At 66.8% G+C, this 14,889-nt stretch carries 17 protein-coding genes; 13 read left to right on the forward strand and 4 right to left on the reverse strand.

What is annotated here, in order from left to right; genetic code table 11:
- Window positions 1–333 precede the first annotated feature (333 nt).
- The 3 genes from Q673_RS30645 (at window position 334) to Q673_RS30655 (ending at window position 2,391) form a co-directional block, all read left to right on the forward strand.
- Window positions 334–954, forward strand: coding sequence for a LemA family protein (locus tag Q673_RS30645; protein WP_031218391.1), 621 nt, complete (start codon window positions 334–336; stop codon window positions 952–954).
- Window positions 951–1,709 carry a TPM domain-containing protein gene (locus Q673_RS30650; RefSeq protein ID WP_023006562.1) on the forward strand — a complete coding sequence of 253 codons (759 nt, stop codon included), beginning with the start codon at window positions 951–953 and terminating at the stop codon, window positions 1,707–1,709. The genes Q673_RS30645 and Q673_RS30650 overlap by 4 nt, the downstream gene beginning before the upstream one ends.
- Before the next feature lie 64 nt (window positions 1,710–1,773).
- The gene (locus Q673_RS30655; protein ID WP_031218392.1) at window positions 1,774–2,391 is read left to right on the forward strand and encodes a TPM domain-containing protein; all 618 of its coding nucleotides are present in this window, start codon (window positions 1,774–1,776) and stop codon (window positions 2,389–2,391) included.
- A 68-nt stretch (window positions 2,392–2,459) separates the two neighbouring features.
- Here Q673_RS30655 and Q673_RS30660 read toward each other — a convergent pair whose 3' ends face one another.
- A complete protein-coding gene (locus Q673_RS30660; RefSeq protein WP_023006564.1) occupies window positions 2,460–3,029 on the reverse strand; it encodes a nucleoside deaminase in 570 nt (189 codons plus the stop codon).
- A 111-nt stretch (window positions 3,030–3,140) separates the two neighbouring features.
- On the opposite strand from Q673_RS30660, the gene Q673_RS30665 reads away from it, so the two are divergent.
- A complete protein-coding gene (locus Q673_RS30665; RefSeq protein ID WP_023006565.1) occupies window positions 3,141–3,680 on the forward strand; it encodes a YgjV family protein in 540 nt (179 codons plus the stop codon).
- A 16-nt stretch (window positions 3,681–3,696) separates the two neighbouring features.
- Here the strand turns inward: Q673_RS30665 and nfsA are convergent, their stop codons facing one another.
- Complete coding sequence (nfsA, locus tag Q673_RS30670; protein WP_023006566.1) at window positions 3,697–4,428, reverse strand: oxygen-insensitive NADPH nitroreductase; 732 nt, start codon at window positions 4,426–4,428, stop codon at window positions 3,697–3,699.
- 393 nt (window positions 4,429–4,821) lie between these two features.
- Between nfsA and Q673_RS30675 the strand changes: the two genes are divergently transcribed.
- Genes Q673_RS30675 through Q673_RS30690 form a run of 4 tightly spaced genes read left to right on the forward strand, consistent with a single transcriptional unit; the run spans window position 4,822 to window position 6,584 of the window.
- On the forward strand, window positions 4,822–5,694 hold the full coding sequence (locus Q673_RS30675; RefSeq protein ID WP_023006567.1) for a sirohydrochlorin chelatase: 873 nt from the start codon (window positions 4,822–4,824) through the stop codon (window positions 5,692–5,694).
- A 47-nt stretch (window positions 5,695–5,741) separates the two neighbouring features.
- The gene (locus tag Q673_RS30680; RefSeq protein ID WP_023006568.1) at window positions 5,742–5,954 is read left to right on the forward strand and encodes a DUF3820 family protein; all 213 of its coding nucleotides are present in this window, start codon (window positions 5,742–5,744) and stop codon (window positions 5,952–5,954) included.
- Between the two features lie 16 nt (window positions 5,955–5,970).
- Window positions 5,971–6,384, forward strand: a complete 414-nt coding sequence (gene arfB / locus Q673_RS30685; protein WP_023006569.1) for an alternative ribosome rescue aminoacyl-tRNA hydrolase ArfB — start codon at window positions 5,971–5,973, stop codon at window positions 6,382–6,384.
- Window positions 6,381–6,584: a DUF1289 domain-containing protein gene (locus Q673_RS30690; protein WP_023006570.1), complete on the forward strand. Its 204-nt coding sequence runs from the start codon at window positions 6,381–6,383 to the stop codon at window positions 6,582–6,584. Before arfB ends, Q673_RS30690 begins: the two co-directional genes overlap by 4 nt.
- A gap of 47 nt (window positions 6,585–6,631) precedes the next feature.
- Here the strand turns inward: Q673_RS30690 and Q673_RS30695 are convergent, their stop codons facing one another.
- Entirely contained in the window at window positions 6,632–7,600 is a 969-nt protein-coding gene (locus Q673_RS30695) for a magnesium transporter CorA family protein (protein ID WP_023006571.1), read from the reverse strand.
- 31 nt (window positions 7,601–7,631) lie between these two features.
- On the reverse strand, window positions 7,632–8,354 hold the full coding sequence (locus Q673_RS30700) for a DUF3581 domain-containing protein (RefSeq protein WP_023006572.1): 723 nt from the start codon (window positions 8,352–8,354) through the stop codon (window positions 7,632–7,634).
- Between the two features lie 282 nt (window positions 8,355–8,636).
- Here Q673_RS30700 and nhaD point away from each other — a divergent pair, with 282 nt between their 5' ends.
- From nhaD to Q673_RS30720, 5 genes are all read left to right on the forward strand, one after another.
- The gene (nhaD, locus tag Q673_RS30705) at window positions 8,637–10,052 is read left to right on the forward strand and encodes a sodium:proton antiporter NhaD (protein ID WP_023006573.1); all 1,416 of its coding nucleotides are present in this window, start codon (window positions 8,637–8,639) and stop codon (window positions 10,050–10,052) included.
- A 363-nt stretch (window positions 10,053–10,415) separates the two neighbouring features.
- The gene (locus Q673_RS30710) at window positions 10,416–10,733 is read left to right on the forward strand and encodes a hypothetical protein (RefSeq protein ID WP_023006574.1); all 318 of its coding nucleotides are present in this window, start codon (window positions 10,416–10,418) and stop codon (window positions 10,731–10,733) included.
- Window positions 10,730–11,023 carry a hypothetical protein gene (locus Q673_RS37165; RefSeq protein ID WP_023006575.1) on the forward strand — a complete coding sequence of 98 codons (294 nt, stop codon included), beginning with the start codon at window positions 10,730–10,732 and terminating at the stop codon, window positions 11,021–11,023. The genes Q673_RS30710 and Q673_RS37165 overlap by 4 nt, the downstream gene beginning before the upstream one ends.
- Window positions 11,024–11,506: 483 nt before the next feature.
- Complete coding sequence (locus Q673_RS37170; protein ID WP_023006577.1) at window positions 11,507–11,947, forward strand: hypothetical protein; 441 nt, start codon at window positions 11,507–11,509, stop codon at window positions 11,945–11,947.
- A gap of 32 nt (window positions 11,948–11,979) precedes the next feature.
- A complete protein-coding gene (locus Q673_RS30720) occupies window positions 11,980–14,886 on the forward strand; it encodes a bifunctional diguanylate cyclase/phosphodiesterase (RefSeq protein ID WP_023006578.1) in 2,907 nt (968 codons plus the stop codon).
- Window positions 14,887–14,889 lie beyond the last annotated feature (3 nt).

The following is a 14,889-nucleotide window of genomic DNA, read 5'->3' on the forward strand; positions in this document are numbered from 1 at the left end:
GCTCGAGCCACTCTGGGCGCTGTTCCGTCGGCACGGCGGCAGCCTGCGGGTGGTGGCCACCGCGGCGGAGCTGCTGGGGCTCGCCGAGTCGCCCTGTCTGCCGCTGCCCCTGAAGACGCTTGAGGGAGAGAGCCGGCAGGCGCTGGCCGCCGTGCTGGAGGAGCTCGAGCTGGTGTAACCGGGCAGAGCTAGGTCGCCGGTGATGGTCAGCATCGGTCCTTGATATGTCGGCTAGAGGCATCTCTGCATGGCGTCGCTTCCTTCACATCGGCCCGAGCTGTACCTTGGGGTCTTCTCTTCACATCGACTCACATCGACAGGATGACTGCCCCCATGCCGACGAGACACTCCACGCTACCCGACCCTCGCGTCTGGCGGTTCGCCCTTGTGCTGATCATGGCGGTGCTGCTGACGGGTTGCGGCGTCAACAACATCCCCACCTATGACGAACAGGTGAAGTCGGCCTGGGCGCAGGTGGAGAACCAGTACCAGCGGCGCGCGGACCTGGTGCCCAACCTGGTCGAGACGGTCAAGGGATTCGCCCGTCAGGAGCAGGAGACCCTGACCGCCGTGGTGGAGGCGCGAGCCAAGGCCACCTCGTTCCAGATCGATGCCGAGTCGCTGGACGACCCGCAGAAGATGCGCCAGTTCGAGCAGGCCCAGCAGCAGCTGACCGGCGCGCTGAGCCGGCTGATGGCGGTATCGGAGCGCTATCCCGATCTTAAATCGAACCAGAACTTCCTGGCCCTGCAGTCGCAACTGGAGGGCACCGAGAACCGCATCGCCGTGGCGCGGCGCGATTACATCACCGCGGTCGAGCGCTACAACACCGAGATCCGCACCTTCCCCGGTCGCCTGTGGCACACCATCCTCTACAGCGACATGGCGCTTCGCGAGAGCTTCGAGGCCACGACCGAGAACGCGGACCAGGCCCCCCAGGTGGAGTTTGAATGAGCGACCTTCTGCGCATTCCGCTACTCGCATTGCTGCTGTCGACCGCCCTCGGCCTCCAGGCCCGGGAGAGTGAAGGACAGGAGCTCGACTTTCCCGAACTGACCGGCCGCGTGGTGGACCAGGCCGAACTGCTCGACCCGGCCACCGAGTCACGCCTGAGCGCGCAGCTGGCGGCCCACGAGGAGGCCACTACCGAGCAGCTGGTGGTCGCCACCCTACCGGAGCTGCAGGGCGTCACCATCGAGGAGTATGGCTATCAGCTGGGACGCCACTGGGGCATCGGCCAGGCGGAGGAGGACAACGGCGCCCTGCTGATCGTCGCGCCCAACGAGCGCAAGGTGCGCATCGAGGTCGGCTACGGCCTCGAGGGCCGACTGACCGACGCCCAGTCCTCGGCGATCATCAACCAGACCCTGACGCCGGCCTTCCGCGAGGGTGACTATGCCCGCGGCATCAGCGAGGGCGTGGCGGCGATGATCCGGGTGCTGGGTGGCGAACCCATGGATACCAGCGCCACTTCCGGCGCCACGGCCGGAGAGCAGGGCCCCCGAGGGCCGGCATCGATTCTCTTCTTCGTGCTGTTCGTGATCGTCATGAGCCTGGTGCGCGGTGGTCGCGGTGGCCTGCTGGGCGGCATGCTGCTGGGCGGAGCCCTGGGCGGTAGGTCGCGCGGTGGCGGCGGCTTCGGCGGTGGGGGTGGTTTCGGCGGAGGCGGCGGCGGCTTCGGCGGCGGCGGTGCGTCCGGCGGCTGGTAGGCCGGCCTTCCCCTTCCGGTGGCGACACCGACATGACATTCAGGATTCGGAGATCACGACCCCCATGGCTTTATTGAGCGAAGACGAGCAGCGCCAGGTCTGCGAGGCGATTCATCGGGTCGAGCGCGACACCGATGCCGAACTGGTCACCGTGCTGGCACCGCGGGCGGACGACTACGCCTATATCCCGCTGCTCTGGGCGGGCCTGCTGGCCCTGGTGGTGCCCGGTGCGATCAACTACTTTCCCGGCTGGTTCTCTGCCTGGGAGCTGACGCTGGTGCAATGGGTGACCTTCATCGTGGTGGGCCTGGTGTTCCGCCGCCCCGCCATCACCACCCGGCTGATCCCGAGAGCGGTTCGACACTGGCGCGCAGGCAACCTCGCCCGGCGACAGTTCCTGGAGCAGGAGCTTCACCATACCGAGGGGGGAACGGGGATGCTGATCTTCGTTTCCGAGGCCGAGCGCTACGTGGAGATCCTGGTCGACCGGGGCATCTCGGCCCGCATCAGCGACGAGACCTGGCAGTCCATCGTGGCGGCCTTCACCCGCCGGGTGAAGGAGGGCGAGACCCTGCAGGGCTTCCTCGAGTGCATCGAGGCCTGCGGCGAGCATCTCAAGGAGCAGGTACCAGCCACCCACGAGCGCAACGAGCTGCCCAACCACCTGGTCGTGCTGGACTGACCCTGCTCTGGAACACTTCGAGCGCCGCTCCCCGGCCGGGATGAGTCGGGATGGCGGTGCCCGCAGGGTCAGCGCGTGGCGCAGAGTCCCTTCCAGTCCTCGAGGTCGAGCTCGGGCTTCTCGGCGCGGAAGCGCGCGTAGAGCTCGACGCCGCGCGGGTCCTCGAGGATCTCGACCAGCACGCCCCGGCTCTGCAGCAGCGGTTCGGTGCCCGAGGCGTTGGTGACATCGCCCACCACCACCCGGGAGAAGCCGCGCATGGTAAGCAGGGTGGCGCAGATCTCGCAGGGGCTCAGCGAGGTGAACAGCGTGGTGCGGCTGAAGTCGATGCGCCCGGCATCGCGGATGGCGGAGGTCTCGCCGTGGTGATAGGGATGGTTCTCCTGCACCAGGGTGTTGTGCCCCTTGCCGACGATGCGCCGGGTGGCGTTGTCGATGATCAGTGCGCCGATGGGGCAGCCGCCCTCATCGAAGCTTTTCTGCGCCAGCAGCACTGCGATGCGCATGAAGTCGGCGTCGGTGAGCCGGCGGGCGAAGTCATCATCCATCAGCATCGGCAGGCTGGTGGTGGGCATATGGGCGATGGCGGCGAGCGCCGCCTGGCTCACATCCGAGCGGGCATTGAGCAGCGTTTCCATGACGGCTCCAGCGATTTGCGACCCTGCCAAGATGCGTGGCGCAGGTGCCTTGCGTCAACCGCGCCCTCAACCGCTATGCTGGGCGCCTGATCATTCGGGAGAGAGACCACCATGCTGGAAGGCACCACCGCCATGGCGGGCCAGTTCTTCGGCCTTGTCGCACTGCTGCTGTGCATCCTGGCCTTCGCCAGCAAGCAGGATGAGCGCCTGCTGGTGCTGCTGATCTCGGCCAACGTGGCCTTCGCCCTGCAGTTCCTGTTCCTGGAGAGCTGGACCGCGGCGGCGCTGACTCTGCTGGTGATCGTGCGCATCACCCTGGCCCGCCGCTACCCGGGCAGCGGCAAGGTGATGGCCGGGGTGCTGGCCGCCAGCGGCGTGGCGGCGCTGGCGACCTGGCAGGGCTGGGCGGACCTGCCCGCCGTGGTGGCGATGGTGCTGGGCACGGTGGGCATGTTCCTGCTGCGTGGCATACCCATGCGCGTGATGCTGGGACTGGCGGCCGTGGCCTGGATGCTCAGCCACCTGCTGGCAGGCGCCGTGGGCGGCACCCTGGCCGAGGCGCTGGTGGTGGTCACCAACGCCATCACCATCTGGCGCCTGCTGCGCGCCAGGCGTCGCTACCCCGAGGTGTTCGAGGGCAGCGACGCCTGAACTCGGGGCGTGGCCCTCACTTCATCTCGAAGCCGCGCTTGACCAGGAACTCGCGCATATGCGGACGCAGCTTGGTGTCGAACAGCGGGGTGAGGTTCTGCGACCAGGTGGTGTCCTTGGGGCCGCCCTTGCGCGACTGGTAGTAGGCGTGCATGGCGTCGTCATAGGCCGCCACCAGCTCGCTGTCGTCGCTGTAGGTGTCCTCCTTGAGGATCGCCTCGACCGGCAGGCGCGGCTTCACGTCGGGATCATGGGCCGGATAGCCCAGGCACATGCCGAACACCGGGTAGACATGGTCCGGCAGGCCCAGCAGGTCGCTGATCTGCTGGGGATTGTTGCGAATGCCGCCGATGTAGCAGATGCCCAGCCCTTCCGATTCCGCGGCAATCGCCACGTTCTGGGCCATCAGGGCGGTATCCACGCTGGCCACCAGCAGCTGCTCGGTCATGCCGCGCACCACCCGCGCACCGGTGCGCTCGGCCGCCTCGGTGGGGCGCTTCATGTCGGCACAGAACACCAGGAAGGCGCCGCAGGTGGCCACGTAGCCCTGCCCTCCGGCCAGCTCGGCGATCGCCTCACGGTTCGCCTGGTTCTTCACGTGGATGACGCTGTAGGCCTGCACGTGGCTGGAGGTGGCGGCGGCCTGGCCAGCACTGACCAGCTCCTCCAGCAGCTCCCGGGAGACAGGCTGGTCGGTGAACTTGCGCACGGAGCGGTGGGACTTGAGCAGTTCGATGGTGGGATTCATGGGACCTCGCTCGGTTGATGTCGCATCGCGTCTGATGGTTGCTTAACAGACTCATTGTTCCACGCCTCGTCCTCCCCTTGCACCGCCTTTTGCCGGCGGACCAGGGCTATCGCAGTTACCGAACCAAGGGGCGCTGGGGATAAGCCGAAGAGGAGGTCCGAGGACCAGGGACGGCCGAGGTAGCGTACAGGGAGGTATTTACAGCGCCTCCTCGTAGGCTTATCGCCAGATCAGCCCCGAGCTATCGAGCAGCCAGGCTATCTGCGATAGCCCTGGCCGGCGGACTTTTCAGCGACGCAACGGCTGGGTAGTGTGAAGCCCTTCCCGCCCGGTTGCCCGCGCGCCGCCAAGGTGCCCTGCCACCCACTCTCTGCCCCATCCTCCGAGGCTTACATGAAACGCATCCTTCTCGTCGACAACGGCTCCCTGCGCCCCCAGGCCACGCTCAACCTGCGTCGCCTGGCCAGGGCCCTGGCCAAGGCAACCGGGGAGCCGGTGGAAGCCGCCTCGCTGCTGCACTCCCACAAGATCCCCGCCGAGCAGCTGGAGGGGGAGAAGGCGGTGACACTGGGCCCGCTGGCCGAGCGCCTGGCGGCGGAGGGCGTGACCGAGCTTTTCATCGTGCCCTTCTTCTTCGGCCCCAGCCAGGCGCTGACCCGCTACCTGCCGGAGCGCCTGGCGGAGGTGCAGGCAGAGTACCCGCGGCTCTCCATCAAGGTGGCGGCGCCGCTGGTGGACACCCTCGCGGAGCTCGACCTGCGCCTGGCCCGGCTGCTGGCCGACAATGTCCGCCAGGTCATGGAGCACGCTGGCGGTCTCGAGCGGCCGACGGTGGTGCTGGTCGATCACGGCAGCCCGATCCCCGAGGTCGCCGCGGTGCGCAACTATGTGGCCGGGCAGCTCGGGGCGCTGCTGAGTGAAGAGGCCGGCTGCGTCACCTTCGCCTCCATGGAGCGGCGCGATGGCGACGAGTATCGCTTCAACGAGCCGCTGCTGGCCGACCTGCTGGCCTCGCGGGCGCTGGCCGGTCGCGAGGTGATCCTGGCCATGCTGTTCCTCTCCCCCGGCCGCCACGCTGGTGAGGGGGGCGACATCGCCGAGATCTGCGAGCAGGCGATGGCGGCGTCACCCGGGCTCACCGTCACCACCACGCGGCTGGTGGGCGAGCATGACGGCATCCTGGAGATCCTCGCCAGCCGTGTGACCCAGGGGCTCTCGGGGCAGTCGCTGCTGGTGGAGCTGCCGGCCATGGGCAAGGCGACCTGATCCGGGTAGCATGGCTCCGCCAATTCCATCACCCGCGAGGATGCAACGTGAACCCCGAGGACCTGCTGACGCTGGTGAGGATGCGCATGCCCTTCGGCAAGTACCAGGGATGGCTGCTCGCCGACCTGCCGGGCCCCTACCTGGCGTGGTTCGCCCGCGAGGGCTTTCCCGATAGCGAGCTGGGCCGCCTGCTCGCGCTGATGCACGAGATCGACCACAACGGCCTGGGCGGCTTGCTCGAGCCGCTGCGCCGATCCTGACCGCCAGGGAACCATGATGCTGAAAATTTCCAACAGCGTTGAGCTCGGCGACTGGGAGATCGAGCTGAACCCGATCCGTGCCCAGGGCGCCGGCGGCCAGAACGTCAACAAGGTGGCCAGCGCCATCCACCTGCGCTTCGATATCCAGCGCTCCAGCCTGCCGCCCTTCTACAAGGAGCGGCTGCTGGCGCTCGGTGACCAGCGCATCAGCCAGGACGGCGTGGTGATCATCAAGGCCCAGCGCTTCCGCACCCAGGAACAGAACCGCGAGGATGCCCTGGAGCGGCTGCGCGAACTGATCCGCGAGGCGGTGAAGCAGCGCAAGGTGCGCAAGCCCACCCGGCCGACCCGCGGCTCCCAGCGCCGCCGGGTCGACGCCAAGACCCGCAAGGGCAGGACCAAGGCCCTGCGCGGAAAGGTGAAGCCATGAGCGACGTCCGCCGGCAGCGCCCGGCCTCGCCCTGCGTGCAGATCTGCCGCGTACGCCCCGCGGACAGCCTCTGCGCGGGTTGCGGCCGCACCCTCGACGAGATCACCGCCTGGTCACGCCTCGACGAGGACGGCCGAGAGGCCGTCTGGCAACGCCTGGAGGCCGAGGGCTGGCCGCTGGCCAGCGCCGCACCGGTCTGATACCTCGCCGCACCTACCTTGCAGCACCTACCTTGCCGCGCCTGTCGCTATAGCCAGCGGATGCGTCGGAACAGCCAGACCAAGCCGACGGCGATCGCCAGCATCACGCCGAGCAGAACGAAGTAGCCGTAGCGATAGCCGAGCTCGGGCATATGGGCGAAGTTCATCCCGTAGATGCCGGCCAGGAAGGTCAGCGGGATGAAGATGGCGGTGATAACCGTGAGCAGGCGCATGGTGATATTGAGCTGGTGCGATGAGAGCGAGATATAGCCGTCGATCAGGTCGCCGCAGATGTCGTAGTACATCTGGGTCAGGCTGTGCAGGCGCTCGAAGCGCTCGTGGACGTCGTTGATGGCGTGGAGGGTCTCGTCGACATCCCGCGGCAGATGGGCGTAGTCGTAGGCGGTGAGCTCCTGGGTGATCCCCACGTGGTAGTTGAACACCCGGCGCATCTTCACCAGTCGCGAGCGATAGCCGATCAGCAGACGCATCAGGGCATCATCGCCGCCCTCGACCAGGCCATCCTCCAGGTCGCTCAGCTGGTTCTCGAACTGCAGCAGGCTGTCCAGGTAGAAGCCTGCCGAGAGGTACATGGCCCTGAGTGCCACATGCTCCGGTGAGCGTCGCAGCAAGCGCTCACCCTCGGCACCGTAGAGGCGATCGAGGCTGAGCGCCGTGTCGGGGTGCAGGCTGAGTAGGAAACGCTCGCCGACGAAGAAGGCGACGCGCTGGGGCACGAAGTTGAGTTCGGCATCGAAGGAGCCGATCCCGCGGTAGATGATCAGCGTGTGGCCCTCGAACTCCTCGATCTTGGGCGGATGCCGATCGCGATGGGCGTCGTCGATCGCCAGCGGGTGGCAGTCGAAGGCCTCCAGCAGCTCCCGCTCGCGGGCCAGCGGCTCGCCCTGCAGGTCGAGCCACAGGTAGCTATCCGTGCTCTTACGCCAGCGCTCGACCAGCGAGACATCGCCGTGGGTGGCAGTGCCGTCACCCTCAACCAGTATCGCTCGAATCATTGCCATGCCCCCTGCTGGTCGCGGATCCGACTCAGATTGACAGGCTCCAGGCCTCGTAGGCGGCCTTGAGGCGATAGAACTCGTCGACGATCTCGTTCATGGCCTCGGCGTCGTAGTCGCACAGGCCACTGACCACCAGCTTCTTGGAGCCGGTACCCACCTGCTCGCCGCCCGACTGGATGCGGAACTCGAGCAGGGTGTCACCACGCTTGCCGTTGACCTCAAGGGAGGAGTCGAGCAGCTCCAGCGCGGGGGTGAGTCCCTCGAGACGTTCCAGGGAAAACCCCATGCTGTCGTAGATCACCAGCGGGCGACGCGGGTTGAACATCACCCCCTTCTCCTCCATCAACGGCTTGAGGTAGTGGGGGAAGTTCTTGCCGGAGAAGGCGACGTAGCAGCGGGTGAAGGCCTCCACCACTGCCTCGTCATGAGTGGTCTCGCCACCGCGAGACACTTCCAGGTAGCACTTATCGGCGTCGTCGCAGACCCGGATCACCCCGTCTTCATGCTCCCGGAAGCGCAGCGGGGTGCCGTCCCCCACCATGTTGAGGAAGCGGAACTCCATGCGCTGGGAGAGGCCGAAGCGCGCCAGCACCATGGCGAACAGCAGGTCCCCCGGGACGCAGAAGCGCCGGGCATCCGGGTTGTGGATGGGGTTGTAGTCGCCGGCGACTCCCTTGGCGAAGCGGCTGGCCTGCTCCGCCGAGATGGTGATGCGGTCCCCTGCCAGCGTATGAAATTCATCGAGAAACATGCGTGACTTGCCTGCGTCGTTGGCGATCCGAAAGCGGCCGGCGACTGCCGGAGGGCAGATGATGCCACAAAACCGCCTTCGGGGGAGCCGGAGGCCCCGCGTTCGTGGCACTACTCCTTTGGTGGTAAGGCTTTGCGCCTATATTGCGCTGCACTAGCGGTGCTAGAATAGACGCGCTTTCCAACCCTTCCCACCCACCCCTTTCCTGGATTCCACACCATGCCATCCTTCGGACGACAAACCTTACGGCCCCGGCACCCCGCCTGGTGGTCGGGATGCCTTGTGCTCGCCTGTCTGCTGTTCAGCCCCGCGGCCTTCGCCGTCACCGGCGAGCTGGACCTCACCGACTCGGTGGTCGGCCTTGTCGCCGTGAGTATCTTCGTCCTCGCCTATGCGCTCGTCATGGGCGAGGAGAAGCTGCACATGCGCAAGTCCAAGCCGGTGCTGATCGCCGCCGGTATCATCTGGGCGCTGATCGGCTGGGTCTACGTGCAGGCCGGCATGCCCGCCGAGGCCGAGCACGCCTTCCGCGAGACGCTGCTCGAGTTCACCGAGCTGATGCTCTTCCTGCTCGTGGCGATGACCTACATCAACGCCCTCGACGAGCGCCGCGCCTTCGACGTGCTGCGCAGCTGGATGGTGCGCAAGGGCTTCACCTATCGCCAGCTGTTCTGGATCACCGGCTCGCTGGCCTTCGTGATCTCTCCCATCGCCGACAACCTGACCACCGCGCTGCTGATGTGCGCGGTGGTGACCAAGGTGGCCGAGGGCGACAAGCGCTTCATCAACCTGGCCTGCGTCAACATCGTGGTGGCGGCCAACGCCGGTGGCGCTTTCAGCCCCTTCGGCGACATCACCACCCTGATGGTGTGGCAGGCCGGCATGATCCAGTTCCAGGAGTTCTTCGTGCTGCTGGGGCCGTCGCTGGTCAACTTCCTGATCCCGGCGGTGGCGATGAGCTTCTTCATCAAGAACCGCAAGCCGGACAGCATGGAAGAGGAGGTGTGGCTCAAGCGCGGCGCCCGACGCATCATCTTCCTCTTCCTGCTCACCGTGGCCACCGCCGTGGCCTGCCACACCTTCCTGCACCTGCCGCCGGTGCTGGGCATGATGACGGGCCTGGGCTACCTGCAGTTCTTTGGCTACTTCCTGCGCCGCACCCTGCCGCGCTCGCTGGAGAAGAAGCGCACCCGCTACGCCCGTCGCGGCGACGACAAGAAGCTGGCCCAGCTGGGCAGCGTGGTGCCCTTCGACGTCTTCAACCGTGTGGCGCGCGCCGAGTGGGACACCCTGCTGTTCTTCTACGGGGTGGTGATGTGCGTCGGCGGCCTGGGCTACATGGGCTACCTGGCGATGCTCTCCGAGTCCCTCTATAGCGGCTGGGGAGCCACCAACGCCAACATCGCCCTGGGCCTGATCTCCGCGGTGGTCGATAACATCCCGGTGATGTTCGCGGTGCTGACCATGGAGCCGGAGATGTCCCATGGCCACTGGCTGCTGATCACCCTCACCGCCGGTGTCGGCGGCAGCCTGCTCTCCATCGGCTCCGCCGCCGGGGTGGCACTGATGGGCCAGGCCCGTGGCAACTACACCTTCATGGGCCACCTGCGCTGGGCCCCGGTGATCGCCCTGGGCTATGCGGCCAGCATCGCCACCCACCTGTGGCTCAACGCCGGCACCTTCCAGGTGTTCGGCTGAGCCCTCGCTGCCCGGCGGCCGCGCCGCCGGGCAGCGGTTGCGTTGAAGCGTGCCGCTTTACATTCCCTTCCCTTGATATAGCGTAGGCAGAAGATGACCGTCACGGCACACCGCTGCGTGTCGGCTCGTTCACGGTCAGCGCGAGGCCTGTCACCGTGAAGCGACTACCGTGACTGCAGGTAACCAGAGCCCGACACAAGGGAAGCCGATACGCCATGACGCCCCGCCAGCACGCCTCGCCAACCTTCCGCCATACGACGCCACCCGGGGTCGAGCCATGGCGTGGCTGAAGGCCACCCTGCTGCTCTGCTTACTCGCCGTGGCGGGCGGCAAGGCCATATCCGAAGAGCCGGCCCCCTGCTGGTGGCCCATGCCGACGTCGCCACCCAGCGCCTGACCCGCGACACCACCCGGGCCATCTTCGCCATGCGCCAGCGTACCTGGCCCGATGGCCAGTCGGCCCGGGTCTTCGTGCTGCACAACGACCACCCGGTCCATGAACGCTTCGTCAAGGAGCGGCTGGCCGTCTATCCCCATCAACTTCAGCTGGCGTGGGACCGCATGGTCTTCTCGGGCACCGGCCAGGCACCGGATCGGGTGCGAGACCAGGCCGAGATGCGCGAGCGAATCGCCACCACCCCCGGCGCGGTGGGCTATCTGGATAAGGGAGTACCTGGATGAGCGTATCCAAGTCATTTCGATGGATTGACGGGCCTGCCGCCCTGGGCCTGCTGGCCACGCTGGCACTGCCGGCGGGACAGGCGTGGGCCGACGAGAGGGTCCTGGATACGCTGCAGATGCACGGCTTCCTCAGCCAGGCGCTGGTGATCACCGACGACAACAACGTCTTCGGCCCCAGCAGCGAGAGAGACGGCAGCCTGAAATACACCGAGATCGGGGCCAACGCCTCGATCCGTCCACATGAGAACGTGCTGCTTGCGGCGCAGATACTCAGCCGCCGAGCCGGGTGAGACGGTGAGGATGCCGCACCGAGCCTGGATTACGGCCTGATCGATTACCAGATGATATCCAACCAGCCGCGCACGCTGGGCATCCAGGTGGGCCGCTTCAAGAACCCCTTCGGCTTCTACAACCAGACCCGGGATGTCGCCTTTACCCGGGCCCAGCATCCTGCTGCCGCAGTCCATCTACTTCGACAGGACCCGCTCGCTCGGCCTGTCGGGTGACGGCCTGAGCCTTTACTACGAAGAGATGATGCCCAGCGGCACCCTGAGGACCCAGATAGGCATCGGCCAGGCTCAGGCCGGTGACGACCTGCGCAGAACCATGCGACTGGAGGATGCCCCAGGCGACCTCGAGCCCCGTGATTCGGCCATCGCCCAGATCAAATACGAACACGATGGGGCCGCATCGTCGCGGCCCTCAGCGCGGCAACAGCCAAGGCAAAATTCGAGTCGCATGCGCCGACACTCAACGATGGCGACTTCGAGTTCGTGCCTTGGGTACTCTCGCTTCAGTATAACGCCGAGCACTGGAGCCTCACCGGTGAGTACGCCATACGAAGCTCCAGGCTCGAGGGCTTCGACAACCCCTTCCTGAACTTCGACGTAACCGGCGAGAGCTGGTACATCCAGTACGCTCGGCGTTTCCATGACAACTGGCAGTGGCTGGTGCGCTACGACAGCCTGACCGGCAACCGCGACGACCGCGACGGCGAGGCCTATGCAGCCAGCGGCGCCGGCCCCGCCCACAGCCAGTTCGCCGATGACATCACCCTGGGCCTGCAGTGGAGCGTGAACCCACGCCTGATGCTGGCGGCCGAATATCACCATGTGGATGGCACCGGCTGGCTGCCGATACAGGACAACCCGGACCCCTCGGAGACCGAGCGCCGCTGGAACATGCTGCTCTTCCAGCTCTCCCTGCGCTTCTGAGCCTCCGAAGCCGAAAGGGAGATCCCCCCGCCATGAGCCCCGCCAGCCGTCTCACCCCTCGCCACCGCCTCAGCCTGACCTGGCGCGTCATCGCGCTGAGCAGCCTGCTGGTGCTGGGCCTGGTGCTGGCCTTCTCCTGGGTCGGCCATGCCAACCTCACCCGCCAGTTCGAGGAGAGCCGCAACGAGAGTGCAAGCCGCCAGGCCGGCGAGATACGGCTGGCCATGGAGCGCTCCGCGGAGGGGGTTCGCCAGCTCGCCTCGCTGGTGGCCGCCACCCAGGGGCTGGGCGCCGCCCTCACCCGCCGCACCGGCGAGGAGCTGCTGGAGAGCCTGGGACCGCAGTGGCCGACCCTGCAGCTGGAGTCGGGGGTCGACGAGATCCTGCTGTTCGATGCCGATGGCCGCCTCGCCGCGGAGTGGGGCACGCCCCAGGCGGAAAACGGCCGCCCCGTCCAGCAGTGGGCGCGCCGCGTCATCGAGACCGAAACCCCGCTCACCGCCCTGCGCTGTTCGAGCGACTGCCGCCAGTACGCCGCGGTGCCGGTCCTCATGGCGGGCAGCAGCGCCGGCGTGGTGATCCTGTCGCGCTCGCTGGCGGACCTGATGCGCCAGGCCCACCAGATCGCGGAGGGTAACGTCGCCCTGCTGGTCACCGGCGACCTGCAGGACTCCCAGATACCTCCCGAACGCCAACTCCCTCGCTGGGAGGGGCAACTGGTCGCCCTGACCGAACAGGAGCAGAGCCTGCCGGTACTTCAGCGAGCGACGGAGGTGACGACCCTCGGCGAGATCACCACGAGCCCCAGCCGCTTCAGGCTCTCGGGGCGTGACATGGAACTCAGCGCGGTGCGCATGGAGGATGACGGCGATCGCCGCAGCACCGGCTATGTCCTGTTCACCAACGACATCACCGACCAGATTCAGGCCATTCGCCAGGATACGCGCACCCTGACGATGGCCGGCCTCGGCGGCTGGGTGGCCGCCGAGCTGCTGTTGCTGGCCATCCTGCTCAGCCCGATGGCTCGCCTGCGCCGCATCTCTGGCATCCTGCCGAACCTGGCCAGGGGCGAGTTCGCCCAGGCCCGCGCCGCGGTTCCCCCACCCGATACGCGACTGGCCGACGAGATCGATATCCTCGAAGGTGCCACCCTGCGCCTGGCCGACCAGCTCGAGACCCTCGAGGGCGAGGTTCGCTCCCGCGGCGAACAGCTGGCCCAGCGGGTAGACGAGCTGGCCCACGAGCGCGACTTCATCGGCAGCCTGCTGGATACGGCGCGGGTGTTCATCGTCACCCAGGACCCGGATGGTCGGATCACGCTGGTCAACGACTATGCACTGTCGGTGATGGGAGTGAGCGAGACCCTGTTGCTCAAGCGTCTCTTCGACGACGCCTTCGGAGGACAACGCCAGTCGCTGGCAGGGAGCGATGGCAAGGGGCAGGAGGAGCGCAACCTCACTACCGCCGATGGCAAGCGGCACACCATCGCCTGGTACCATGCCTCGCTTCCCGGCAACCCCGGGAAGCCCGACGGCCGCATCTCCGTCGGCCTGGACATCACCGAGCGCAAGACCGCCGAGGCGCGCCTGACCTGGCTCGCCGAGCGCGACCCGCTGACCGGGCTCTACAACCGTCGCTTCCTCAAAGAGGCCCTCGACGGCGCCATCACCCAGGGGCATTCCGGTGCCCTGCTGCTGCTCGACCTGGACCAGTTCAAGGACGTCAACGAGCTGAGCGGCCACCAGGCAGGCGACCAGCTGCTGCGCAAGGTCGCCACGGTGCTCGGCGAGGAGCTCGGCCACCGCGGCACCCTGGCCAGGCTTGGCGGCGACGAGTTCGCGCTGCTCCTGGTGGGGGCCGGCGAGACCCTGGCCACTCGCATCGCCCAGCAGGTCAACCAGATCCTGGCCACCGTCTTGCTCGATGTGGGCGATCGTCGCCACCGCGCCGGCGCCAGCATCGGAATCGCCCTGTTCCCGGTCCACGGTGACAACGCCATCGACCTGATGGCCTGCGCCGACATGGCGATGTACAAGGCGAAGGCCTCCAGCAGCCAGCGCTGGCACCTGCTATCGACCCTGGCCGCGGCGCGTGGCGAACTGCAGGAGCGTGTCTACTGGGAGGAGCGCACCCACCACGCCCTGGAGGAGGATGGCTTCGAACTGATGGTGCAGCCCATCGTGCGCCTGGAGGATCGCGACATCCGCCACTACGAGGTGCTGCTGAGGATGCGCGACGAGACCGGCCTGCTGATCTCCCCCGGTGCCTTCATCCCGGTGGCCGAGCGCAGCGGCCAGATCCTGCAGATCGACCGCTGGGTGATTCGTCATGCCCTCCAGGCCCTGGCACGTATCAACGCCAGCAACGTCAGCCTGGCGATCAACCTCTCGGGACAGTCCCTCCACGATGATGGCCTGACGCAGTACCTGGCCAGCGAGTTCTGCTCCAGCGGCGTCGCTCCCCGCCACTTGATCCTTGAGGTGACCGAGACCGCCGCAGTGACCGACTTCTCGACGGCCCGTGGTGTCCTGCAGTCACTACGTGAACTGGGATGTCGCACCGCCCTGGATGACTTCGGGGTGGGCTTCAGCAGCTTCCACTATCTCGGACAATTGCCGGTGGACTACATCAAGATCGATGGCAGCTTCATCCGCAACCTGGCACACGATGCCAACAGTCGCGTCATCGTCAAGGCGATCGCCGATATTGCCAACGGGTTCGGCAAGCAGGCTATCGCTGAGTTCGTCGACCAGGAGGCGCTCCTGCCCATCCTGAGCGACTATGGCATCGCATACGGCCAAGGCTTTCATCTCGGCAAGCCAAGGCGTGTCGCCGACGCCTTCGGCTATCTGTCGAGTTCCCGGGGAAGGATAATGTCAAGCCGTCCGACCACTAGACAACTGGCAAGGAAGAGGTGGAATGCACACTTCCAGAGTTAATGA

This window comes from Halomonas sp. PBN3 (assembly GCF_000475415.1).
GTDB classification, from domain to species: Bacteria; Pseudomonadota; Gammaproteobacteria; order Pseudomonadales; family Halomonadaceae; genus Halomonas; species Halomonas shengliensis.